The organism is Streptomyces smyrnaeus (assembly GCF_017676345.1).
In the GTDB taxonomy this organism is placed as follows: domain Bacteria; phylum Actinomycetota; class Actinomycetes; order Streptomycetales; family Streptomycetaceae; genus Streptomyces; species Streptomyces smyrnaeus.
On the sequence record NZ_JAFFZM010000003.1, the window covers coordinates 159,666 to 182,691 of the forward strand.

Annotated in this window: 17 protein-coding genes; 15 read left to right on the forward strand and 2 right to left on the reverse strand. The window is 73.9% G+C overall.

All coding sequences use genetic code 11. The features are described from left to right. Position 1: 1 nt before the first annotated feature. The 14 genes from JW613_RS36285 to JW613_RS06895 all read left to right on the forward strand — a co-directional run bounded on the left by JW613_RS36285 (position 2) and on the right by JW613_RS06895 (position 19,721). Positions 2-1,492, forward strand: a complete 1,491-nt coding sequence (locus tag JW613_RS36285; protein ID WP_280635105.1) for a lanthionine synthetase LanC family protein — start codon at positions 2-4, stop codon at positions 1,490-1,492. Positions 1,493-1,624: 132 nt separating this feature from the next. Beyond that, positions 1,625-3,478: a glycoside hydrolase family 15 protein gene (locus JW613_RS06835; protein WP_209209798.1), complete on the forward strand. Its 1,854-nt coding sequence runs from the start codon at positions 1,625-1,627 to the stop codon at positions 3,476-3,478. A 287-nt stretch (positions 3,479-3,765) separates the two neighbouring features. Beyond that, entirely contained in the window at positions 3,766-5,556 is a 1,791-nt protein-coding gene (locus JW613_RS06840) for a fatty acyl-AMP ligase (RefSeq protein WP_209209799.1), read from the forward strand. Continuing rightward, on the forward strand, positions 5,553-7,409 hold the full coding sequence (locus tag JW613_RS06845) for an acyl-CoA dehydrogenase family protein (protein ID WP_209209800.1): 1,857 nt from the start codon (positions 5,553-5,555) through the stop codon (positions 7,407-7,409). Before JW613_RS06840 ends, JW613_RS06845 begins: the two co-directional genes overlap by 4 nt. Further along, positions 7,403-9,220 (forward strand): acyl-CoA dehydrogenase family protein, encoded by a 1,818-nt coding sequence (locus JW613_RS06850; RefSeq protein ID WP_209209801.1) that lies wholly within the window; start codon positions 7,403-7,405, stop codon positions 9,218-9,220. Before JW613_RS06845 ends, JW613_RS06850 begins: the two co-directional genes overlap by 7 nt. Positions 9,221-9,251: 31 nt before the next feature. After that, a complete protein-coding gene (locus JW613_RS06855; protein ID WP_209209802.1) occupies positions 9,252-9,626 on the forward strand; it encodes an acyl carrier protein in 375 nt (124 codons plus the stop codon). Positions 9,627-9,628: 2 nt separating this feature from the next. Beyond that, complete coding sequence (locus JW613_RS06860; protein ID WP_209209803.1) at positions 9,629-12,658, forward strand: type I polyketide synthase; 3,030 nt, start codon at positions 9,629-9,631, stop codon at positions 12,656-12,658. Further along, on the forward strand, positions 12,658-13,725 hold the full coding sequence (locus tag JW613_RS06865; protein ID WP_209209996.1) for a 3-oxoacyl-ACP synthase III family protein: 1,068 nt from the start codon (positions 12,658-12,660) through the stop codon (positions 13,723-13,725). Before JW613_RS06860 ends, JW613_RS06865 begins: the two co-directional genes overlap by 1 nt. After that, on the forward strand, positions 13,718-15,694 hold the full coding sequence (locus JW613_RS06870) for an HAD-IIIC family phosphatase (RefSeq protein WP_209209804.1): 1,977 nt from the start codon (positions 13,718-13,720) through the stop codon (positions 15,692-15,694). Before JW613_RS06865 ends, JW613_RS06870 begins: the two co-directional genes overlap by 8 nt. Then, positions 15,673-15,900: an acyl carrier protein gene (locus JW613_RS06875; RefSeq protein WP_099879674.1), complete on the forward strand. Its 228-nt coding sequence runs from the start codon at positions 15,673-15,675 to the stop codon at positions 15,898-15,900. Before JW613_RS06870 ends, JW613_RS06875 begins: the two co-directional genes overlap by 22 nt. Before the next feature lie 117 nt (positions 15,901-16,017). Continuing rightward, entirely contained in the window at positions 16,018-16,890 is an 873-nt protein-coding gene (locus JW613_RS06880; protein ID WP_209209805.1) for a 4'-phosphopantetheinyl transferase superfamily protein, read from the forward strand. Next, the gene (locus JW613_RS06885) at positions 16,880-18,175 is read left to right on the forward strand and encodes an FAD-dependent monooxygenase (RefSeq protein WP_209209806.1); all 1,296 of its coding nucleotides are present in this window, start codon (positions 16,880-16,882) and stop codon (positions 18,173-18,175) included. Before JW613_RS06880 ends, JW613_RS06885 begins: the two co-directional genes overlap by 11 nt. Then, entirely contained in the window at positions 18,172-19,356 is a 1,185-nt protein-coding gene (locus JW613_RS06890; protein ID WP_209209807.1) for an alpha/beta hydrolase, read from the forward strand. The genes JW613_RS06885 and JW613_RS06890 overlap by 4 nt, the downstream gene beginning before the upstream one ends. Then, positions 19,353-19,721 (forward strand): DUF4260 family protein, encoded by a 369-nt coding sequence (locus JW613_RS06895; RefSeq protein ID WP_245225150.1) that lies wholly within the window; start codon positions 19,353-19,355, stop codon positions 19,719-19,721. Before JW613_RS06890 ends, JW613_RS06895 begins: the two co-directional genes overlap by 4 nt. 18 nt (positions 19,722-19,739) lie before the next feature. Here the strand turns inward: JW613_RS06895 and JW613_RS06900 are convergent, their stop codons facing one another. After that, entirely contained in the window at positions 19,740-20,960 is a 1,221-nt protein-coding gene (locus JW613_RS06900) for a cytochrome P450 (RefSeq protein WP_209209808.1), read from the reverse strand. A 122-nt stretch (positions 20,961-21,082) separates the two neighbouring features. On the opposite strand from JW613_RS06900, the gene JW613_RS06905 reads away from it, so the two are divergent. Continuing rightward, entirely contained in the window at positions 21,083-21,688 is a 606-nt protein-coding gene (locus tag JW613_RS06905; protein WP_099879667.1) for a response regulator transcription factor, read from the forward strand. On the opposite strand, the gene JW613_RS06910 is transcribed toward JW613_RS06905, so the two are convergent. Then, a complete protein-coding gene (locus tag JW613_RS06910; protein WP_209209809.1) occupies positions 21,624-22,883 on the reverse strand; it encodes a sensor histidine kinase in 1,260 nt (419 codons plus the stop codon). The two genes, JW613_RS06905 and JW613_RS06910, sit on opposite strands and share 65 nt — an antisense overlap. Positions 22,884-23,026 lie beyond the last annotated feature (143 nt).

Here is a 23,026-nt window from a genome sequence, read left to right on the forward strand (position 1 = left end):
CATGTACCAGCCGGCTCTCACCGAGAACGGAACCCGGACGGTGGCCCTGCGCCTCGCCCTGACCGCGCTCGACCGGTGGACCGATCGCGCCAGACGGGCCGCGGTGCAGCGCCCGCCCGACATCTCCCCCGAAACCTCCTCCGACCCCTCCCCGGGTACGCCCCCCGACGACCCGCACGGGTCCCCGCCCGAGTACCCCGGTGACCCCGGGATTCCCGTTCTGGCGCGGCTGGTGGCGGCGGCGGGGGACGCCGAGGCGGCGACGGTCGCCGGCCGCGCCGCTGCCGTGTGGGCCCGCAGGGCGGGGCGCGGCCCCGGCCACCGTGGGCTGTACGACGGCGGACTCGCCGGGACGCTGGTGGGGCTGCGGCAGTGCGCCGTACTGCATCCCGCACTGCATCCGGTCGCCGACCGGCTGCGGGACCGGCTGTTGGACCGTTCCGTCAGCGGCCGGGTGCGGTACGGGGCCGTCACCTTCCCCGACTACGACCTGATGCTCGGCCCCTCCGGTGTGCTGCTCGCGTTGATCGCGGACCTGCCGGGTGCGGGTGGCGCACGCGGCGCGGTGGCCGACACCCGCAGTACGGCGGACGGAATCGACGACACCAGGCGCGCCCCGAAGGGATTCGGGAAGGGGCTCCCGGGCGGACCCGGCCCGTACGGTCCCGGTCCCGGGCCCGGCGGACAGCGACCGGGCGGAGGCGGACCGGGCGTCGCGCGTGGGCGCGGCAGCAACGGCGGTCCCGTCGAGGCCGGGCTGTCCGCGTACGCCGAGCATCTCGCCGCCCTCTGCGACGACCTGCAACTGGCCGGGCTGCGCACCCGCTACCCCGGTCATCCGCTGCTGGGCTGGCTGGACGGGCGCATCAACACCGGTATGGGGCACGGCGTCGCGGGAGTCACCGCCGCACTCAGCGCGGCCGTACGGCGGCTGGGTCCGCGCCCCGAACTGACCGCCGCGCTCAGCCACACCTGCCACTGGCTGGCCGGTGAGTCCTTCGACGATGCGCGGGACATCCGCACCTGGAACGGCTGCGGCTCCGACGGTGCTCCTCGGCTGCCCGGCACCAATGCGCGCCAAGGCTGGTGCTACGGCACCCCCGGCGTCTCCTGGGCGATGTGGGAGGCGGCGGATGTGCTGGGGGACGGGGTGGCCGCTGCCTGGGCGGCGTCGGCCTTCACCTCGCTGGCCGAGGGCTTCCACGAGGGCTACCACCTCTTCGGTGACCACATCGGCGATCGGCTCGGCCTGTGCCATGGGGCCGGGGGCGTACTTCTGGTCGCCGACGCGCTGCACCGGCACGGCCGGTTGCCCGCCGCAACCGGGCTACGGGCCCGGCTGCTGGCTCACCTGGCCTCGCACGAGGAGGAGTTGGCCATGCTCGCCGATGAGCGGTACGGGCTGCTGTCGGGGGCAACCGGCGTGCTTGCCGCCATGCTGACCGCGACGGGGGGCAGTCGGACCTGGCTGCCCTGTCTGGGCCTGCGCTGAGGCCGGCTGCTCTCCGACTGATCGCCCTCCGCCCCGCCGGCCCGCACCAGCGGGCTTCTAGTGAGGCTCCATGGGCGGCACTTGTGCTGGTCGAAGCCGTGGTGGGCCCTACGGCGGTTTCGGGGAGGCCGGGTGGCGACGCTGATCGAGGACTACGCGCTGATCGGGGACATGCAGACGGCCGCGCTGGTCGCCAGGGACGGCTCGGTGGACTGGCTGTGTCTGCCGCGCTTCGACTCGCCGGCCGTCTTCGCGGGTCTCCTGGGCACCGACGACCACGGGTTCTGGCGGCTGGCTCCCACTGCCCGCGGCCCGGGGCGGACGGCGGCGGCGCGGCGCCGGTACCGGGGGGACTCGCTCGTTCTGGAGTCCGAGTGGGACACGCCCGAGGGCACCGTACGGGTGATCGACTTCATGCCGCCGCGCAGGCACGCCGCGCCGTGTCTGGTGCGGATCGTGGAGGGCGTGACCGGGCGGGTGCGGATGAGTTCGGCGCTGCGGATGCGGTTCAGCTACGGCCGGGTGGTGCCATGGGTGCGGCGGGAGGGCGGACGGTGCGCGGGTGGGCTCGCCGACCGCACCGTCGCCGTCGCGGGGCCCGACTCGCTGTGGCTGGACACCGAGGCCGAGACGTACGGCAGCGACCTGACCACGCACGCCGACTTCACCGTCACCGCGGGCCGGCGGGTGACGCTCGCCCTCAGCTGGCAGCCCTCGCACCTGGCCGCGCCGCCGCGGCCCGACGCGCACCGACTGCTGTGCGACACCGAGCGGTTCTGGGCCGACTGGATCGCTCAGTGCAGCTACACCGGGCGCTGGCGGGAGGCCGTCGTCCGTTCCCTGATCACCCTCAAGGCCCTCACCTACGCGCCTACGGGCGGCATTGTCGCCGCGCCCACCACATCGCTGCCCGAGGAGCTCGGCGGGGTACGCAACTGGGACTACCGCTACACCTGGCTGCGGGACGCCGCGATCACACTGGGCGCGCTGCTGCGCACCGGTTACCGGGAGGAGGCCCGGCGCTGGCGCGAGTGGCTGCTGCGGGCGGTGGCCGGTGACGCGCAGAACCTCCAGATCATGTACGGGGTCGCCGGTGAGCGGGAGCTGGCCGAGTCGGAACTGGGCTGGCTGCCCGGGTACGAGGGCTCGCGGCCGGTGCGGATCGGCAACGGGGCCGCCGATCAGCTGCAGCTGGACGTGTACGGGGAAGTCGTGGACGCGCTGTGGCTCGGTCAGACCTCCGGGCTGACGCCCGATGTCCGCGACGACAGCACCCACATCCTCCAGATGAAGCTGATGAACCATCTGGAGGCCAACTGGCAGGAGCCGGACGAGGGCATCTGGGAGGTCCGGGGGCCGCGCCGGCACTTCACCCACTCCAAGGTGATGACGTGGGTGGCCGCCGACCGTACGGTGCGGCGGCTGTCGCGGCTGGGCCTGGACGGCCCGGTCTCCCGGTGGCGCGCCCTGCGGGACGAGGTGCACCGAGAGGTGTGCGCCAAGGGGTACGACGCGGACCGCAACACCTTCACACAGTCCTACGGTTCCCGGGAACTGGACGCGTCACTGCTGCTGATACCGCAGGTGGGCTTTCTGCCACCGGACGACCCGCGCGTCATCGGCACGGTGGAGGCGGTGCAGCGGGAGCTGTGCGAGGACGGGTTCGTACGGCGCTATCCCGTCGCCGACGAGGGGGACGGCCTCTTCGACGGCACCGGGCTCCCCGCCGGGGACGGGCTGCCCGGTGGGGAGGGTGTCTTCCTCGCCTGCTCCTTCTGGCTGGCGCACGATCTCGCCCTCATCGGGCGCCCAGCGGAGGGCCGCCGGCTGTTCGAGCGTCTGCTGGCCCTCCGCAACGACGTGGGTCTCCTCGCCGAGGAGTGGGACACGGCGCGGCAGCGGCAGGTCGGCAACTTCCCCCAGGCCTTCAGCCATGTTCCGCTGATCGACGCGGCCCTGCGTCTCGGTGGGCAGCCGGTGCTCTAGAGCCGTCCGCGAGTGGGGCCGCTCACGCTGGGGGCCCAGTCGGCTACCCCGGGAGGGCACTGTGTGGCGCAAGGCATTGGCGGTGGTGTGGAGGGCGCTTTCCACCTACGGACTGCTCTGGGTGGTGCCGCACTTCACTGTGACGGAGGACGATCCGGCGCGGTCCACGGTGAATAAAGGAGAGTTCGAGAGCTTCGAGTCAAGCTCTGGCCATAGATGACGCGTTCGCGGTCGTCTGCAACGGCCCGCCCGTCGGGCGGGTCGCCAACGGGGCTATGGGGGCGATGATGGCTGTGCCCGAGAACTTCACGGAACTCGCACTGCGGAGAATCCACGAGCGACCCGACGCGACCGCCTACCAGTTCGTCCGGGTGGGCCGCGACGGCCGGCTCGACGCCGACTCCCTCAGCTACGGCGACCTGGGGACGCGCTCCTTGCGCCTGGCCGCCTGGCTCCAGGAGCGCGGCTGTCACGGACAGCGGGTACTGATCCTGCACACCGACGGGGCGCAGTTCGTCACCAGCTTCCTGGGCTGCCTGTTCGCCGGTGCCGTGGCTGTTCCGGCGCCGCCGCCCAGCGGCGCACGGCAGAACGTGGAGCGCGTCGCGAACATCATCAAGGACGCCGCAGTCAGTTATGTGATGACGGACTGTGCGAACGCCTCCGCCGTCTCCCAACTGCTGGCCACCATCGGCCACTCCGACGTCGTCTGCCTGGCGACCGACCGTACGGCGGTCAACGACGGCGAGCCGGAGTGGCACGAGCCGGGGCTCTATCCGGCCGATGTGGCCTACCTTCAGTACACCTCCGGGTCGGTCAGCGAGCCCAAGGGCGTCATGGTGACGCACCGCAACATGCTCGCCAACCAGGAGGCCGTCCGGCAGGGAATGCGGACGACGGCGGACTCGGTGGTCGGCGGCTGGCTGCCGTTCCACCACGACATGGGACTGGCGGGTCATCTGCTGCACCCGCTGTGGCTCGGTGGCAGGGGCGTGCTGATGCCGCCGATCAGCTTCGTCAAGCGCCCGGTCAGCTGGCTGCGCATGATCGACGCCTACGGCATCACCACGGGCGGCGGCCCCAACCTCGGCTACGACCTGTGTGTGCGCCGCGTCACCGACGAGCAACTGGCCGGACTCGACCTCTCCCGCTGGACGACGGCCGTCAACGGCGCCGAGCCGGTGCGTGCGGAGACGATGGACGCGTTCGCCGAGCGGTTCGCCCCCGCCGGGTTCCGCCGCTCGGCGTTCTACCCCTGCTACGGGCTGGCCGAAGCCACCCTGCTGGTCTCCGGCGGGACCCCGGGAGCGCCGGCGCTGGAGCGCACCGTCGACGCCGCCGATCTGGAGCGGCACACCGTGGGGGAGGCGAGATCGGGCAGACCGAGCCGCACACTGGTCAGCTCCGGCATCCCGCGCGGCTGCGAGGTGCGGATCGTGGACCCGGAGAGCCATGCGCGACTGCCGCACGGCCGGGTCGGCGAGGTGTGGGTGCGCGGGGACAGCGTGGCGCACGGCTACTGGAACCGGCCGCTGGACAACGCGCAGTCCTTCTGCGCCACCATGGCCGACGGCACCGACGGCTTCCTGCGCACCGGGGACCTGGGGGTGCTGGACGGCGGGGAGCTGTTCGTCACCGGACGGCTCAAGGACATCATGATCGTCGCCGGGCGCAATCTGTACCCGCAGGACATCGAGCGCAGCGTGCAGCAGGTGAGCGCGCTGTTCGGCTCCAGCGCGGCGTTCTCGGTGGAGTCGGACCGCGACCATGTGGTCGTCGTCCAGGAGGTGCGCACCAGCCGCAACTACGACACGCAGCTGGCGTCGCTGGCGGCGGACGTGCAGCAGTGCGTGGCCCGGGAGTTCGAGGTCGCAGCCGAGAACGTGCTGCTGGTGCGACCCGGCACCGTACGCAGGACCACCAGCGGCAAGCTGCAGCGCCGCGCGATGCGGCAGATGTTCCTGGAAGGGCAGATCCAGCCCTTGCACGAGGTGGTCGCGCCCGAGGTGCGCAAGCTCGTCGAGGCCGGGGCCGACGCGCGAGCCGGCAGCCGCCGTGGCGCCCGGGAGCGAGGATGACGGTGCTGCGCGGACGGCGCGCCCCGCAGCGCGGGCCGGAGGCGGCCGGAGCACGCGCGGCGTCCGGGCCGGTCGCAGCGCCCACGGCACGTTGGTCGCTCGCCGAACGCCTGGACGCCTGGCTCGGTGACCCCGACGACGACGCGGGTCCGCTCGGCTACGCCGACGCCGCCCGCGAGGACGCCGCCGAGCGGTTCCCCTCGGCCGCCTGCGCCGCGCTCGACGAACTCGGCGTCCAGCACTACTACGTGCCCGCCCAGTACGGCGGCACGCTCACCGGGCTGCCGCAGTTGCTGGAGCTGGTGCGCACCCTCGCCCGGCGGGACCTGACGACCGCTGTGGGGCACGGGAAGACCTTCCTGGGCGCCGTGTGCATCTGGGTCGCCGAACAGGGCGCGGGCGCGGCGCGGCTGGCCGATCTGGTGCGCGCCGGGGAGCCCGTCTCGCTGGGGCTGACCGAACGGGCGCACGGCAGCGATCTGATGGCCGGCGAGGTCGTCGCCGAGCGGGTACCGGACGGCTACCGCATCACCGGCGAGAAGTGGCTCATCAACAACGCCACCCGTGGCCGCCTCGTCTGCCTGCTGGCCCGCACGGCGCCCGAGGGGGGCCCGCGCGGCTTCAGTCTGCTGCTCGTCGACAAGGCGGAGCTGCCGCCCGGTACGTACCGCACCCTGCCCAAGGTGCCCACCTTGGGCATCCGCGGCGCCGACATCAGCGGCATCGCCTTCCAGGGGGCACCGGTCGGCCGCGACCGTCTGGTGGGCCGGGAGGGCGAGGGCCCCGAAACCGTGCTGAAGGCGCTGCAGATCACCCGCTCGCTGTGTACGGCCCTCTCCCTGGGCGCCGCCGACCACGGGCTGCGGCTCGCCCACGGATTCGCCGCCGAACGGGAGCTGTACGGGCGCCGGATGCTGGAGCTGCCGCAGGTGCGGCGGACGCTGTCCGAGTGCTACGCCGATCTGCTGGCAGCCGAGGCGCTCAGCACGGTCGCGGCGCGCAGCATCCACACGCTGCCGGGCGAGCTGAGTGTCACCTCCGCCGTCGCCAAGTACCTGGTGCCCACCATGGTGGACCGGACGCTGCTGCGGCTGCGCGGGGTGCTGGGGGCCCGCGCCTTCCTCAGCGACCACCACGCGCACGGACGCTTCCAGAAGCTGGAGCGCGACCACCGCATCGTGGGCATCTTCGACGGCAACACGATGGTGAACCTCTACGCGCTCACCGCCCAGTTCCGCACACTGGCGCGCCGGTTCGCGGCACCGGACGGCGCGGTCGGCTGGGAGGCCGACACCTTCTCCCTCACCCGCTCGCTGCCGGACCTGCGGCCCGACCGGCTGAGTCTGCTGGCCCGGCACGGCAGCGCGCTGATGGCGTCCCTGCCGGCGAGTGCGGCGGCCCTGGAGCGGGCGGCTGCCGGGGATGTGCGGCTGCTCCCCGCGGCCCGCGCGGCCGGCACCCTCACGGTGGCCTGCCGCGAGCTGCACGCGCGGATGGGCGCGGCCCGGCTGCTGCCCGGCGGGGCGCCCGTGGAGAGTTTCGATCTGGCGCGCGGCTACAGCGCCTGCTTCGCCGCGGCCTGCGCGCTGGGGCTGTGGCGGTACAACGCAGCGGGCGGGGCGGGAGGGGCGGTGTCGCCGCTGTGGCTCCATGCGGTGCTGGACCGGCTCTCGAGCGGTCTGGAGGAGGCTGTACCCGGCAGTACCGGGCCGCTGCCGCGGCCCTGGGGGGTGGAGGAGGAGGCGCGGGAGCCGCTGTACGAGCGGCTGCTGGAACGGATGGCCGCACAGTACGCGGTGGGGGAGCTGTTCTCCTTGCTCCCGTGCCGCACAGCGGAGGGACCGCCATGCTGACGCCGACCGAGGGCACCGGGGGCACCGGTGCCGAAGAAGAGCTCCGCATCCAGTACCGGATCGCCGACCTGGAGCGCCGCTTCGGCGATCCGGCAGACCCGGACAACCCGCTGGGCATCACCGCGCTGCTGGCCGCCGACGAGCGCGGCGAACTGCTCGCCGAGGCGGAGGACGTGCTGACCGACTTCCAGCTGAACGCCGAGTTCGTGCCCCGCGAGTGGGGCGGCAGGCTGGAGCGGGTCGACACCATGGGCCGGGTGCTGCGCGCCGTCTTCCGCAGGGACGCCAGTCTGGGGCTGGGCTACGGCGCCACCTCTTTCCTCGCCGCCGTCGCCGTATGGGCGGCCGGGACCCGCGAGCAGCGGCGCCGGGTGGCCGAACTGCTGCTGGGCGGCGGCCGGCTGGCCATCGCCTACCACGAGCTGGCGCACGGCAACGACTTCGTACGCAACGAGTTCCGCGCCACCCCCACCGCCGACGGCGGCTTCCGGCTCGACGGTGTCAAACAGGTCATCAACAACGTCGTCCGTGCCGAGGCGCTCGTCCTCTTCAGCCGTACCGACGAGGCGGCGGGCAGCCGCAGCCACTCGGTGCTGCTGGTGGACAAGGACCGGCTCCCGGCGGGCCGGCTGCGGTATCTGCCGCGCTATGCGACCGTCGGGGTGCGCGGCTGCCAGAACGCGGGCGTCGAGTTCACCGACTGCCCGGTGGCCGGTGACGCGCTCGTCGGCGAACTGGGCGACGGTGTGGAACTGGCGCTGCGCTCCTTCCAGATCACCCGCAGCGTCGTACCGTCGATGATCCTGGGCGGGGGCGACACCGCGCTGCGCACCGCCGTGAGCTTCGCGCTGAACCGGCAGCTGTACAACCGCTCGGTGCTGGAGATCCCGCACGCCCGCGCCACACTCGTCGGCGCCTTCATCGATCTGCTGATCTGCGACTGTCTGGCGCTGGCGGCCACCCGCGCCGTGCATCTGCTGCCCGCCGAGACGAGCGTGTACGCGGCGGCCGTCAAGTATCTGCTGCCCAAGCTGCTGACGGAGACCACCTACGACCTGTCCGTCGTACTGGGTGCCAACTTCTATGTGCGCGGCGGAGAGTACGGCGCCTTCCAGAAGCACGTACGGGACCTGCCGATGATCAGCCTCGGGCACGCGGGCACCGCGGCCTGCCAGGCGACGATCATCCCGCAGCTGCCGCGGCTGGCCCGCGCCGCGTGGTTCACGGGCCCGCCCGCTCCCGACGGGCTGTTCCGGATCCGCGACCCGCTGCCGCCGCTGGACCCCGCGCGGCTGGAGCTGGTGGCCACGGCGGACGGGCTGGCGTGCTCGCTGGCGGGAGCAGCCGACGAACTGGCCGACGACAGCCGGGACGGCCCCGGAGCCCGCACCGGCGAGTACGGCGAGGCGCTGGTGGCGCTGGCCGGAGAGGTGGAGGCGGAGCTGCGCGGGCTGCAGGAGGAGTGCGCGGCCATGCCCGCCAAGGACCGCACGGTGCTGGCCAGCCCGCGCGCCTACGCGGGCGCGGACCGCTACGCGCTGCTGCTGGCGGCGGCGGCCTGCCTGGGCGTGTGGCGCAACCAGGGCACCGGCCAGGACGCGGGCGGTCAGGCCGGTCCGCACGCCGCCTCGACGGACTTCCTCGCCTCCCCGGTGTGGCCGACCGTCGCCCTCACCCGGCTCGCCAAACGGCTCGGCCGCCCGCTGCCCAAGCTGCCCGCCGGCTGGGAGGAACACCTGCTGGACGAGGTGCTCACGCGGTACCACGAGGCCCGCAGCTACGACCTGTACGACACCCCGCTCGCCGGCTGAGCGCCAGGACGAGCAGGACGAGGAGCATGCCATGGTGCCGCAACCGACCGGGGCCCCGGCCCCGGACCCGTCAGGGACCCGCCCACCGGGCCGCACCCAGGCCCGGACGGCGCTCCCCGAGCAGTTGGGGGAGCGCGAGTTCGCGCGGTGGCTGACCGCCCGGCTGGCGGAGTTCCTGGGCCGGTCCGCCGACGACATCGACCCCCGCACGCCGTTCGCGGAGTACGGACTGGACTCCGTCGCCGCGCTGAGCCTCTACGGCGACATCGAGGACGAGTTCGCGCTCTACCTGGAGCCCACGGTCGCCTGGGACCACCCCACCGTCGAGGCGCTGGCCCGCTGCCTCGCCGACGCGTACGCGCACAGCGGCGGCCGTCCGGGCCCGGCCGGACCGGCGGAGGTGTGACGATGCCGCGCACCGACACCGCAGCCGCCCCGGATCCGATGCCCGGTTCACGTGCCGTCGCCGTCGTCGGGCTGGACTGCGCCTTTCCCGGAGCACCCGATCCGGCCGCGTACTACCGGCTGCTGAACGGCACCGAGCACACCGTCGGTACCCCGCCGCCGACCCGCTTCCGCGCCGGGGCCACCGGCGCGTTCCTCGCCGACGCCGACGCCTTCGACCCGGGCTTCCTCGGCATCTCCACCGCCGAGGCGAGCGCCATGGATCCGCAGCAGCGGCTGCTGCTGCAGTGTGCCTGGCGGGCCGTCGAGGACTGCGGGGTGCCGCCGTCCGAGCTGGCCGGCAGCCGCACCGGAACCTACGTCGGCGCGATGTCCGACGACTGGGCGCGGCTCTCGCTGGCCGACCCGGCCGGCATCACTCCGCGCACCGGCACCGGAAGCGGGCGCTCCATGCTCGCCAACCGGCTCGCCTACCAGCTCGATCTGCGCGGCCCCAGCCTCACCGTGGACACCGCCTGCTCCTCCTCGCTGGTGGCCGTGCACCTGGCCTGCAACGCGCTGCTGACCGACGAGTGCGACCTGGCGCTGGCCTGCGGCGTCAACATCGTCCTCGGTACGGCGCTCGACCGGATCTACCAGCAGGCCGGGCTCGCGGCGGCCGACGGGCGGTGCAAGCCGTTCGCCACCGAGGCCGACGGGATCGGGCGCGGCGAGGGCGTCGGCGTGGTGGCGCTGCGCATGCTGGACGAGGCGGTGCGGCACGGCGACCCGGTGTACGCCGTCATCCATGGCAGCGCCGTCAACCAGGACGGGCGCAGCAACGGCATCATGGCGCCGCACCGTGCCGCGCAGCGGGAGGTGGTCACCGCCGCCCGGGTGCGCGCGGGTGCCGAGCCCGAGCAGATCCGCTATGTGGAGGCCCACGGCACCGGCACCGCGCTCGGCGATCTCATCGAGGTCCTGGCCCTCGACGACGCGCTGGGCGCACGGCAGGGCCCGCGACAGGCGCCGCTCGCGCTCGGCTCCGTCAAGGCCGCCGTCGGTCACACGGAGGGCGCCGCCGGTATGGCAGGGCTGGTGAAGATGGTGCTGGCGATGCACCACGGCACCGTGCCGCCCGGGCCGCAGCCAGGTACCGAGAACGGCCAACTCGGGCTGGCCAAGCGGCGGATGGAGCTGCTGGCCGAGCCGCTTCGGTTGGCCGCCGAGGGCCCGGGGTGCCGGGTCGGTGTCTCCAGCTTCGGCATGGGCGGCACCAACGCACATCTGGTGCTGGGCCCGGCACCGCGCTCCCGCCCCGCGGCAGGGCAGCAGGCCGCGCCCGGTGTGTTCACCCTCTCCGCCGACACCCCCGAAGCCCTGCGCGACAACCTCCGTGTGCAGGCTGCGGCGGCCGACACCACGCCCGAGCGGGACCTGGCGGCGCTGTGCCGTACGAGCAACCGGGTGCGCTCCGCGCAGCCGTGCCGCTTCGCGACGGTGGCCGGCACCCCGCGGGAGCTGGCCGAGGCGCTGCACACGGCGGCCGACACGATGCCGGAGCCGGTCGCGGCCACCGAGGAGCCCTCGGTGGCCTTCGCGTTCACCGGGCAGGGCGCCCAGTACCCGGGAATGACGGCAGCGCTGTATACGGGCTCACCCCTGTACCGCGGCTTCCTGCAGGACGCGTCCGCCGCGCTGCGCCCCTGGACCGGGGAGCCGGTGCACGAGCTGATCCTCGACGGCAGCGAGCGTGTGCACCGTACGGGTGTCACCCAGCCCGCGCTCTTCGCCGTCGAGTACGCGCTGGCCAGGACCTTGACGGAGCTGGGGCTGCGGCCCTGCGCGGTGATCGGGCACAGCATCGGCGAGTTCGCCGCCGCGGTGATCGCCGGGGGGCTGGAACTGGCCGACGCCGCCCGGCTGGTGGCGAAGCGGGGCGCGCTGATGGAGGCGCTGCCCGAGGGAGGCGGCATGCTCGCCACCCGGGCCCGCGCCCGGGAGGTGCGGACGCTGGTGGCCGACGAGCCGCTGTGCGCGGTCGCCGCCGTCAACGCCCCCGGCGCCACCGTGCTCTCCGGCGATCTGGCGGGGCTGGCACGGATCCGGGAACAGCTGGAGCGCGGCGGCTTCCGCTGCACCCCGCTGACGGTCTCGCACGCCTTCCACTCCCCGCTGATGGAGCCGATGCTGGAGGCCTTCGCCGAGGCGGCCGACGGCGTGCGCGGGGCGCCGCCACGCATCCCGTTCCACTCCACGGTGCACGGCGGGCCGCTTGCCGAACAGGCCGCGCCGGACGCCGCGTACTGGACCGAACAGATACCGGCGACCGTGCTGTTCGAGGAGGCCGTCGGCTCGCTGTGCGCCGAACCGCCCACCCACATCGTGGAGATCGGACCCAAGCCGGTGCTGACCGGACTGCTGCGCCGGATCACCGCGGCACGCGGCATCCCGGCACTGGCCCCGTGCCGCAACGCCGACTCGGGCCCGCGGCAGCTCGCCGAGGTGGTGGCCCGCCTGTACCAGGACGGGCTCGACCCGGAGTGGGAGCGGCTCTACGCCGACACCGACCGGCGGACCGTACGTATGCCTCCGCACGTCTTCGCCACCCGCTGGCGCTCCTGGCAGCCTGCGCACCCGGCAAGGAGTGCTGCGCTTGCCGGCCTTGCGCCTGGGGGCACGGCCTGCTCGAAGAGCTCGGGGGAGCAGACCTCCCGAGCGCAGGAGCCGGCCCCCCGGGGGGTGCGGGGAACTGCGCGACAAGCCACAACCGATCCGCAGCCCCCGATCAACGGTCAGGGGCAGCCCCTTACCGGCATCCGCACCGTGGTCGCCGAGATCGTCGGTGGGGAGCCCACCGAGCTGGATGAGAACTTGCGCTTCTACGACGACCTGGGCTTCGACTCCGTGATGCTGATGGAGCTCAAACACCGGCTGGAGGAACGCTTCCCCGAGCTGGGTGAGCTCTCGCTGCCCGAGATGCTCTCCAGCCTGGTGAGCATCGGCTCCCTCGCCGCCTATGTGTGCGGCCTGCTGACACCGGCGGCCGTGTGATGGCCCGCGCGGTGGGCGCGCCGCCCGTGCACGTGCTGGGCACGGGGACCGCGTTGCCCGGCGAGCCGGTCGGCAACGACCGGCTCGCCCACCGCCTCGGCCTCCCCTCCGCGTGGGTGGAGACGTTCATCGGCACCAGGACCCGGCACTTCGCCGTCGATCTGGACAGCGGCCGGGTGCGCTGGACGCTGGAGGACCTGTGCACCGACGCGGCGGACCGGGCGCTGGCCGACGCCGGAGCCGAACCCTCCGAGGTCGCCTTCATCGTGCTGGCGACCGCCACCCCGGACGCGCTGATGCCGACCACCGCCGCACTGCTGGCCGACCGGCTCGGCATCGAGGGCGCCGCCGCCTACCAGCTCCAGTCCGGCTGCAGCGGTGCCGTACAGGCGTTCGCGGTGGCCCGTGCCCTGCTGGCCGTCAGCCCGTCCGGGCTGGGCCTGGTGGTCGGTGGCGACGTGTGCAGCAAACATCTGGACCTGGGCCAGGACTTCCATGAGCTGCCGCCCGGCGCCCTCGTCAACTATGTGCTGTTCGGCGACGGCGCGGGCGCGGCCGTGGTCAGCGGCGCGCCCCGCGGCGGGGCCCGGGCCCTCCTCACCCACCTGGAACACCGGGCGGCCGGGTTCGGGGTGCCGCCGGGGCAGCGCGTCGAGTGGTTCGGCGCAGCCGATCTGCGCTCCGGCGACGGCCGGCGCCCGGCGGTGACCGAGGACTACAAGGCCGTCGAACACCGGGTCCCGGTGCTGGCACGCCAGCTGCTCGACGCGCTGCTCACCGCCGCGGGCTGGCGACCCGAGACGGTCGACTACCTGCTGCCCCCGCAGCTCAGCGGCCGGATGACCGAGCGGATCACGAGCGAGCTGGGCCAGGGATTCGAGTGGGAGCCGGTCTCCTGTGTCGCGGAGACCGGCAACAACGGCAACGCGCTGGTCTTCTTCCAGCTCGACCGTCTGCTGCCGCGCCTCGCCCCCACCCAGCGGGCCCTGGCCCTGGCCGTCGAGTCCAGCAAGTGGATCCGGGCCGGCTTCACCGTCGAGGCACCGCAGGAGGCATCTGATGCGTGACCGGGACCTCGCGCAGGGACGGCCCCTCGACCGCGAGCCGGCTCCGTCGCTGCGCACGCTGCACGCCCGGGGTCGGCTCGCCGCCGCCTACCCGGCCGTGCCGGAGCTGCTGGCCGGTGCGGACGCGGACGAACTCGACTTCGCGGGCCGCGTCCTGGCACCGCTGGACCCCGAGGAGGTGCTGCGCCACCACCCGGACACCCCCACCGTCCGGATCGCCGTCACGGGGCGGGCCACGGTGGGCGATGTGGTGCCGGCGCTCACCGGTCAGCTGGCGCGGCACGGGATACTGCCGCGCACCCTGGTGTGCGGTACCGGGGCCTACCTCGGCGATCTGGCCGACCCGCGCTCCCCGCTCTACGCCCACGCGCCCGATGTCACCCTGTGTGTGCTGGATCCGCTCACCGTCTGGGACAAGGTCGCCGCGCCCTGGCAGCCGATCGAGGTGAGCGTCGCGGCCGAGCGGCAGCGCAAGGTGCTCGGCGAACTGGCCCAGGCACACGCCGCCCACGCGCCACCCGGCGCGACCCTGGTACTGAACACCGTGCCGCTGCTGCGCCGCTTCACCCACCAGCTCACCTCTCTTGCCCAGCGTGCGGAACTCGGCGGGCTGTGGCGGCAGTTCAACGCCGACCTGCTGTACATGGCCCGCCCCTCCGCCGGGTTGGCCGTCCTCGACCTGGAGCCGGTCACCAGCGCGGGCGTGCGCGCGGACGAGCCACGGCTCGGCGCCTACGCCGACGCGCACTGCACCGCCGAGCTGCTGGCCGGCTACGCCCGTGAGGCCGCCCACCTGATCCGCGGCCTGCGCGGAGCCGCCAAGAAGTGCCTGGTGCTCGACCTGGACGGCACCCTGTGGGACGGCGTGCTCGCCGAGGACGGGCCGGAGGGCGTCACCGCGTCCGGGTCCCTGCGCGGCGCGGCCTTCGGCGCCTTCCAGCGCACCGTCAAACAGCTCGCCTCGCAGGGCGTGCTGCTCGCCGTCTGCAGCAAGAACGACCCGGAGGCCGTCACCCGGGCGCTGGCCCAGCACCCCGAGTTCCCGCTGGGGGCCGCCGACTTCGTGACCGTCGTCGCCGACTGGGGCTCCAAGGCAGAGGGCGTGCACACCATCGCGGAGCGGCTGGGCATCGCCCCGGAGGCGGTCGTCTTCGCCGACGACACGGCCTTCGAGCGGGAGAGCGTGCGCGCTGGTGTGCCCGGCGCCGCCGTGGTCCCGCTGGACGGTGAGCCCGCGCTGCACCCCGAACGGCTGCTCGCGGACGGCTGGTTCGACACCCCGACGCTCACCGACGAGGACCGGCTACGCCCGGCCCGCTACGCCCGGCGGGCGGCGCGGGAGCGGTCCGAGGCCGGTTCGAGCGACTACCGCGCCTTCCTGGCCGGTCTGGCCCTGCGGGTGGACGTCTCGCCCGCCGAGGACCACGAACTGGCCAGGCTGGCCCAGCTGAGTCTGCGCACCAACAGGTTCAATCTGACCGGGGAGCGGCTGAGCACCGAACAGGTGCGGCAGCGCGCTGCCGCACCCGGTGCTGTGGTGCTGGCGGTGCGCGCGGCCGACCGGTTCGGCGACGACGGGGTGGTCGGGGCCGTCTTCGCCCGCACGGAAGCCGGCCGGCTGTGGGTGGACAACCTGGTGCTCAGCTGCCGGGTGCTGGGCCGCGGTATCGAGGAGGCCGTGATCAACGGGCTGCTGCGGGCGGCGCGGAGCGCCGGGCTGACCGCCGTACACGCCGGCTGGCGCCCCACCCGGGCCAACGCGGCCCTGCGGACGCTGTGCCCCGGGCACGGCTTCACGACCGTCGGCGGACCGGACCCCGGCACGGCCGAGCTCCGCTTCCGGCACCCGCTGCGGCAGCTGCAGCCGGTCCCCGGGCACGTCCGGCTGGAGCTGCGGCTGACCCGGGAGCAGGAGAAGCGGGCCCGGGAGGAGGGGGAGGTGACGGCATGCGCACCGTCGAAGAACTGATCGAACTCGCCAACACGCACTTGGGCACGGCGCTCGCACCCGCCGACGCCGCGGCGGAGCTGACCGAGCTGGCCGAGTGGGACTCCGTGCACCTGCTGCGGCTGATCGCTCTGCTGGAGCAGGAACTGGGCCGTCCGGTGCCGGTGGACGCCGTGCTCCAGGCGCGCAGCCTGCGCGACATCTGGGCCGTGGCGGTGGGCGCATGAGCGCCCGCGCCCCGACCGCCCGGCAGGAGCTGCCGGGCAGGCTCGCGGTGGGCTGCTCGCCGGGCCACCGCGCGGTCGACGTACTCGACGGCGTGGCCACACGCCTGGAGGGCTGGCATGGCGATCACCTTGGGCCCCGCGACGGACGGTCGGACGGCGGAGGCGTTCGCCCGGCCGGTGCGGATGAGCGGACCGGAGGGACCCTGGGAGCGGGTCCGTGAGGCGGTCGCGCGGCACGGCAGCGTCGTCGTGCACGGGCGGCTGGAGGAGTGGCTGCCCGACGATCTGGACCATCCGCGGCTGCGCCCGCTGCTGGGCCGGGACCACGCCCGCTTCCAGGCGATGACCCACCCTCAGGTCCGCTCCCGCTTCGTGGCGTCGCGGCTGCTGCTCAAACATGTGGCCTGTGCCGTCATCGAGGCCGCACCCGAGTCGGTGGAACTGGCGTACAAGCCCGGTGGCCGCCCCTATCTGCGCGGCCTCGACCAGATCGACATCAGCCTCAGCCACACCGAGAACCTGCTGCTGGTCGGCCTCACCCGGCGCGGCTGGATCGGGGTGGACGCGGAGGCCAAGGACCGGCCCATGCTGGGCCTGGGCACCGAGAACCAGGTCTGTACGCCCTACGAGAGCCGCACGCTGGCGCAGATAGCCGAAGAGCGGCGCAACGCCGCGCTGGTGCGCCTGTGGACGCTGAAGGAGGCCTACAGCAAGGCCATCGGCCAGGGCATGCGCTTCCGCTTCACCGAGTTCGGCTTCAGCCCGCAGGACCGCAACGTGCAGGTGCTGCGGCCCGACGGGGCGCCGGGCACCGGTGAGGAGTGGGCGTTCCACACCTGCCTGGTGGACCGGGCCTACACCGTCAGCGTCGCCCTCTTCGACGCGGGCTTCGGCGATACGAGCGACACGGCGGCGGCCACGATGCTGGACGCGGGACTGATCGCGGCACTGGTGGACGAGACGGGGGAGGCGGGCGACCGTGCGAAGTGAGGCGAGCGAGGGGACGGTACTGGGCGCGGACGTGTGCGTCGTCGGCGGTGGACCCGGCGGCCGGGCCCTGGCGCTGGCGCTGACCCGGCTGGGGTGCGACGTCGTCCTGCTGGAGAAGCGCGACCCGGCCCGCGGCGGCGCCCCCGCCTTCCGGGGCGAGTCGGTCTCCCCCGACGGGGTGCGGCTGCTGGACGGGCTCGGGGTCTGGGAGCGGCTGCGGAAGGCGGCCCACCGGGTGGACCGGCTGGAGATCGAGGACGCGGGCCGCCGTGTGCTCGATGTGCGGTTCGCCGACTTCCCCTACCGCTACCGGCACCCGGTGGAGCTCGCCCAGCCCACCCTGCTGGCGGCGCTCGCCGAGCCGGCCGGCCCGCTGCCGGGGACCTGCACCGTGCTGGAGCCCGCCACGGCGGTGGGGCTGCTGGTGGAGGGCCCCGCGGTGACCGGCGTCCGGGCGAGCACCCCGACCGGCACCGTGCGGGTGAGCGCGGCGCTGACCGTGGGCGCGGACGGCCGCTACAGCGCCGTACGCCGCCTGAGCGGGCTGGCGGAGCACGCCCGGCAGCTGCCGCTGGAGCGCGATGTGGTGTGGCTGAAACTGCCCTTCCCCGCCGAATGGGACCGGCGCGCCTACCGGGTGCGGATCGCCGGGGACAGCCACGGCTTGTTCCTGCCCAGCACGGACGGCACGGTCCGGGTGGGCCTCAACATCCCCAAGGGCGGGCTGCGGACGCTGCGCGCGGGTGGCCTCGGCCAACTGCACGCCCGTATCGGCCACTTGGCCCCCGAGGCCGCCGAGGCCGCCCGCGACGGCTTGCGCAGCTGGTCGGAGACGGCGCTGCTGGACATCTTCACCACCGAGCTGCCGCGCTGGTCGGCTCCCGGCGTCGTGCTCATCGGCGACGCCGCGCACACCCTCTCGCCCGTCCTCGGCCAGGGCGTCAACCACGCGCTGGCCGACGCGGTGACGCTCGCACCGCTGGTCGCCGAGGCGCTCGACCGCGACCGGCGGGCGCACGGCCGTGCGCTCCTGGAGGCCCTGCAGCACTTCCAACGGCGCCGGGAGCCGGACGTGGGCCGCTCACGCGCCCTGCAGCTGCGGCAGGAGCGGATGTTCACCCTCACCGCGCCCGCCGCGACCGCGCTGCGCCGGACGGTCTACCGCGCCCTCGACGCCAGCCCCGCCCTGCGCCGCCGGGTGCTGGCCCCCGCCTACTTCCCGGGGCAGCGGCCCGTCGCCCCGCCAGAACAGCAGGACGCCGCGAGTGAGGCGGCACCCGTATGAGCGACGCCGGAGCACGCAGCGCAGCGCATCCCGAAGCAGCCACGCACCCCGAAGCAGCGCACCCCACAGTACAGACCGAAGCCCCCACGCTGGCCGAGCTGCGGGCGCTGGCGCCCCTGCACGCCCGCGCACAGGGCATCCCCGCCGACCGGTGCCGCGCCGCCCTCTCCCGCATCCGCAGCGCACGCGGTGGTGACGCCGACTCCTGGCCCGCCGTCTGGAGCCGCGCCGGCGACGCCCTCGCGGCGCGCGGCCGCCACCTGGACGCCGCCCGGCACTACGCGCTGGCCCGCTTCCCCTACCCGGACGGGCCCGCCCGCGAGCGGGCACAGCGGCTGTGTGTGCGCTCCTTCGACCAGTGGCGGACCGACCGCCCCGGTATCGGCCGGGAGGAGATCGAACCGCCCTCGGGCGCGGGCCGGTTCACCGCGTGGACGGCCGGGCTCAGCAGCAGGACACCGCGCCCGCTGCTCGTGGTGTGCGGCGGCATCGTCTCCGTCAAGGAGCAGTGGGCACCGCTGCTGGCCCGCGCCGCCGCGCTGGGCACCGCCGTCGCTGTCACCGAACTGCCGGGCGTGGGCGAGAACACGCTGCCCTACGACACCGCGGCACCCGCCATGGTCGGTGCCCTCCTCGACCACCTCGCCGACCGCGCCGACGTGAGCCGCACCCACGCCATAGCCCTCAGCTTCGGCGGCCACCTGGCGCTGCGTGCCGCGCTGACGGACCCCCGGCTGGTGGGAGTCTCCACGGTGGGCGCGCCCGTACGCCACTTCTTCACGGACCGCGACTGGCATGCCGGGATTCCCGCGACCACGGTGCACACGCTCGCGCGGCTGACCGGCCGCCCACCGGCGCAGGTGCCGGCGTCGCTCGCGGAGTGGGCCCTGTCCGCACCGGAGCTGGCCCGGCTCACCGCTCTCCCCGTCACCTATGTCGCCGCACTGCGCGACGACATCGTCCCGCTCGGCGACGCGGCGCTGCTGGCCCGGGACCCCGCCGCCCGGCGGGAGCTGCTCGTACTCGACGACGAACACGGCGCCCCCGCCCATCTGGCGCGGGTCCGCGCCGTGCTGCTGGGCTCCGCCCTGCGCGGGCTGGGCCTCCACCCCGTCCGGCGAGCGGCCCTCACCACGGTGGCCGGAGTGCGCGGGGTGCGGCGCGGCCGGGTGCGGACATGAACGGCTGGACGTGGCGCAGCCCGCGCGGTCGCCTGCTGAGCGGCACGGTCGGCGTGACGGCGCTGTACGCGGGCGTACGACTGGGCGGGGCGCGCAGCCGGGTGCTGTGGGCCTGTGCGGTGCTGCCCGATGTCGCCCTGCTGTACGGGGCCGCGTCGGCGCCCACCTTCGATCCGCTCCCGCGCCGTGCCGTGCGGCCCTACAACGTGCTGCACTCGCCGGGTGTCCCGCTCGTGCTCTTCGGCGCCGCGCACGCCCTGGGCAGCCGCGATCTGCGCCTTGCCGCCTGCGGCTGGCTCGCCCATGTCGCCGTGGACCGCGCTTTCGGCTACGGCCCCCGGGCCCGGGACGGTTCGCGGCTGTGACCCGGGTGCGGCGCGGCCTCAGTCCCAGCTGACCGGCAGCCGGGTGAGGCGGTTGACCAGCAACCCCGTGTGCATGGTGACGGTCTCGGCGGGTACGGCCAGCCGCATGGTGGGGAAGCGGTCGGCCAGTACGCGCAGGGCGATGGCCAGTTCGGCGCGGGCAAGCGGTGCTCCCAGGCAGTAGTGGGGGCCGTGGCCGAAGGCCAGATGGGGGGTGGGGGAGGGGCGGTGCGGATCGAAGCCGTCCGGATCGGTGAAGCGGTCCGCGTCCCGGTTGGCCGAGCAGATGGCGGCGATCACCGCGCTGTTGGCGGGCAGCACCCGCCCCGCGACCTCGACCGGTGCCGTGGTGACCCGCAGCGGCCCGCCGTCCCCGATCGGGTTGATCCGCAGCAACTCCTCGACCAGGGCCGCCAGCTGCTCCTCGTCGTCCGGTACCAGCGCGAGCCGGTCGGGCTGCCGCAGCAGGGTGAAGACGGAGGTTCCCAGCACCCCGACCGTGGTCTCGTGCCCCGCGATCAGCAGCGTCATGGCCATGGTGAGAAGTTCTGTCTCGCTGAGCCCGCCTTCCTCGTCGCGCACGGTGACCAGCGCACTCAGCAGGTCCGCACCGGGCGCGCGCCGCTTGGCGGCGACCAGTTCGCCCAGATAGGCCAGCAGCGCCCGCTTGTGCCGCAGCATCTCCTCGGGCGGGTGCGCGGTCAGCGACACCACCGCGTCGGACCAGGTGCGGAAGCGCTCGCGGTCGGCGTAGGGGACGCCGAGCAGCTCGCAGATGACGGCCACCGGGAACGGGAAGGCGAAGGCCGCGTTCAGATCCGTCGGGCCGCCGTCGGCCCGGTGCGAGGCCGCCATGGCGTCGGCCAACTCCCCGGCCAGCTCGGCGATACGGGGTCGCATGGCCGCCACCCGGCGGGGGGTGAAGGCGCGGGAGACCAGCGCGCGCAGCCGGGTGTGCTCGGGCGGGTCCATGGTGAACAGGCCGCCCGCGTCGAAGGGGACGGCCGTCAGCTTCGGTGCCTGGGGCAGTACGGTCGCCGCCCGCGAGCAGCGGGGGTCGGCGAGCACGGCCCGTACGTCGTCGTAGCGGCTGACAAGGTGCCCCGTGTCGCCGCTGGGCAGGGTGACCTCGGTGACCGGCTCCTCGGCGCGCAGCCGCGCGTAGGCGGCGGGGACCTCGGTGGCCGAGCGGCGCGGCGGGGGGTAGGGGCGGGCACGGGCGGCGGAATCCTGGGCCATGTACGCACTGTTGACCTTTGACCTCGATTCGTGGTCGAGTCGGTGTCGGGCGGGACCGGACGGGGTATTCTCACGTCTTCGACCGCAAGTCAGGCAGCCCGAGTCCGCGGGGGAACTCGACGATGATCTCAGTGGTGCTCGCCGAGGACATGCACATGGTGCGCGGTGCTCTGGTGGCCCTGCTGGACATCGAGACGGACATCGAGATCGTCGCCGAGGTCGACTCGGGCAACGACATCCTGCCGACAGTGTTCGCGCACCGCCCCGACGTCGCCGTCATCGACATCGACCTGCCGGGCATGGACGGGCTGACCGCGGCTGCCGAGGTGCACCAGAAGCTGCCGAGCTGCCGCACCCTGATCCTCACCAGTCTGGGCCAGCCGGGCAATCTGCGCCGCGCGCTGGAGGCCCATGTCTCCGGCTTCCTGCTCAAGGACGCGCCACCGAGCAGGCTGGCGGACGCCATCCGACGGGTGCGGGCCGGGGAGCGCGTCATCGACCCCGAACTGGCCCTGGACGCCTGGTCGGCGCGGGAGAACCCGCTCACCGCGCGGGAGACGGAGGTGCTGCGGCTGGCGGCCGAGGGCGAGGAGGCGGCGGACATCGCGGCCAGGCTGTTCCTGTCGGTGGGAACGGTGCGCAACTATCTGACGGCCGTCGTCATCAAGCTCGGGGCCCGTAACCGGGTGGACGCTCTGCGGATCGCCCGGGAACAGGGTTGGCTGTAGCCGTACCGGAGGCCGTGGCCGGACGGCTCGGCAGCCCCGCACGTCCCGAGGCCCCGTTCTCGGGTACCGCCCGGCCGGGCGCCGGGGGCGGAATCCGTGCCTCCAGATGGAAACAGCCGTCCTCGCGCACCTGTGCCTCCAGGGTGCCGCCGATCGCCGCCACCCGTGCGGACAGGTTGCCGATGCCGCTGCCACCGTCGTTGTCCGGCCGTGGCGTGGTCGGGTCCAGCGGGTCGGCAAGCGGCTGCACCCCGTCGTTGACCAGACGCAGCACGGCGCAGTTCGCGTCGCCGCACACGGTGATCTGACACCGGCGGACCTTGCTGTGGCGCAGGATGTTGGTGACGCCCTCGCGCAGCACGGTGGCCAGCACCGTGCCCACCGTCTCCGGGATGTTCTCCAGCGTCGTGTCCACCTCCGCCTCGATCCCGGCCGCCTCGAACACCGAGACGGCCGAGGAGATCTCGGCGGGCAGCGAGATGTTGCGGTAGCTGCGCGCCACCGCGCGGACGTCGGCCAGCGCCTGGCGGGAGATCTCCAGCACATGCGTCACCTCGTCCTTGGCGCGCGGCGGATCGGCGTCCACCAGCCGGTGCGCCAGCTCACTGCGCAGCGTGATCGCCGAGAGGCTGTAGCCCAGCAGGTCGTGCAGGTCGCGGGCGAAGCGCAGCCGCTCCTCCTCGACGGCCAGCCGCGCGATCTCCTGCTGGGCCGCGCGCAGTTGAATGACGATCTCGGACAGCTTGGTGAGCCCGTAGACGACGGCGCAGGTGGTCAGCGTGGACACCCCGTTGTAGGCGACGTCCAGCGCCGGCCAGCCGGAGGAGGAGGTGACGATCATGACACAGGCCAGGCAGCCGACCATCCCCAGCCACGACCAGGGCTTCCGCAAGGTGAGCAGCAGCGATCCGGCCAGCAGCCCCGGCAGCCCGACCCAGGCCGTGCCCAGCAGCAGCATCGGCACGAAGGTGCAGAACGCCTGCACCCCCAGTACCCAGTGCTGGTAGGCACGGCTCAGCCGCATACCCCGCTGGGTCGTACGGGCCACCTGGGTGGCGAACATCACGACGATCGCGGCGCCGCCGACCAGGATCTGCTTCAACGAGCCGCCGATGGTCAGCAGATGCAGCACAGCGGCGCCCAGAATGCCGCTGAGCGCCACGACGAAGACGGTCAGCACGATGCGGGGAGCCATGGCGGCGTCGACTCCGTACACGAGCGGTTGCCGTGCCCCGGGTCGTTGCCGGTGTAAAGAGATGCGCTTTCCCCCTGAGCTCACTCCGGGCTCTCCCCTCGCCCCGCCGAAGGTGAGCACAGCATAGGCGAGGGGACCGGGTG

What these genes read in the sequence shown, in the direction of transcription:
- JW613_RS06845 (WP_209209800.1), top strand. Translation starts at nt 5,553, where the DNA reads ATGACGGTGCTGCGCGGACGGCGCGCCCCGCAGCGCGGGCCGGAGGCG.
- JW613_RS06855 (WP_209209802.1), top strand. Translation starts at nt 9,252, where the DNA reads ATGGTGCCGCAACCGACCGGGGCCCCGGCCCCGGACCCGTCAGGGACC.
- JW613_RS36285 (WP_280635105.1), top strand. Translation starts at nt 2, where the DNA reads ATGTACCAGCCGGCTCTCACCGAGAACGGAACCCGGACGGTGGCCCTG.
- JW613_RS06850 (WP_209209801.1), top strand. Translation starts at nt 7,403, where the DNA reads ATGCTGACGCCGACCGAGGGCACCGGGGGCACCGGTGCCGAAGAAGAG.
- JW613_RS06910 (WP_209209809.1), bottom strand. Translation starts at nt 22,883, where the DNA reads ATGGCTCCCCGCATCGTGCTGACCGTCTTCGTCGTGGCGCTCAGCGGC.
- JW613_RS06880 (WP_209209805.1), top strand. Translation starts at nt 16,018, where the DNA reads ATGGCGATCACCTTGGGCCCCGCGACGGACGGTCGGACGGCGGAGGCG.
- JW613_RS06875 (WP_099879674.1), top strand. Translation starts at nt 15,673, where the DNA reads ATGCGCACCGTCGAAGAACTGATCGAACTCGCCAACACGCACTTGGGC.
- JW613_RS06895 (WP_245225150.1), top strand. Translation starts at nt 19,353, where the DNA reads ATGAACGGCTGGACGTGGCGCAGCCCGCGCGGTCGCCTGCTGAGCGGC.
- JW613_RS06860 (WP_209209803.1), top strand. Translation starts at nt 9,629, where the DNA reads ATGCCGCGCACCGACACCGCAGCCGCCCCGGATCCGATGCCCGGTTCA.
- JW613_RS06890 (WP_209209807.1), top strand. Translation starts at nt 18,172, where the DNA reads ATGAGCGACGCCGGAGCACGCAGCGCAGCGCATCCCGAAGCAGCCACG.
- JW613_RS06905 (WP_099879667.1), top strand. Translation starts at nt 21,083, where the DNA reads ATGATCTCAGTGGTGCTCGCCGAGGACATGCACATGGTGCGCGGTGCT.
- JW613_RS06870 (WP_209209804.1), top strand. Translation starts at nt 13,718, where the DNA reads ATGCGTGACCGGGACCTCGCGCAGGGACGGCCCCTCGACCGCGAGCCG.
- JW613_RS06900 (WP_209209808.1), bottom strand. Translation starts at nt 20,960, where the DNA reads ATGGCCCAGGATTCCGCCGCCCGTGCCCGCCCCTACCCCCCGCCGCGC.
- JW613_RS06865 (WP_209209996.1), top strand. Translation starts at nt 12,658, where the DNA reads ATGGCCCGCGCGGTGGGCGCGCCGCCCGTGCACGTGCTGGGCACGGGG.
- JW613_RS06840 (WP_209209799.1), top strand. Translation starts at nt 3,766, where the DNA reads ATGGCTGTGCCCGAGAACTTCACGGAACTCGCACTGCGGAGAATCCAC.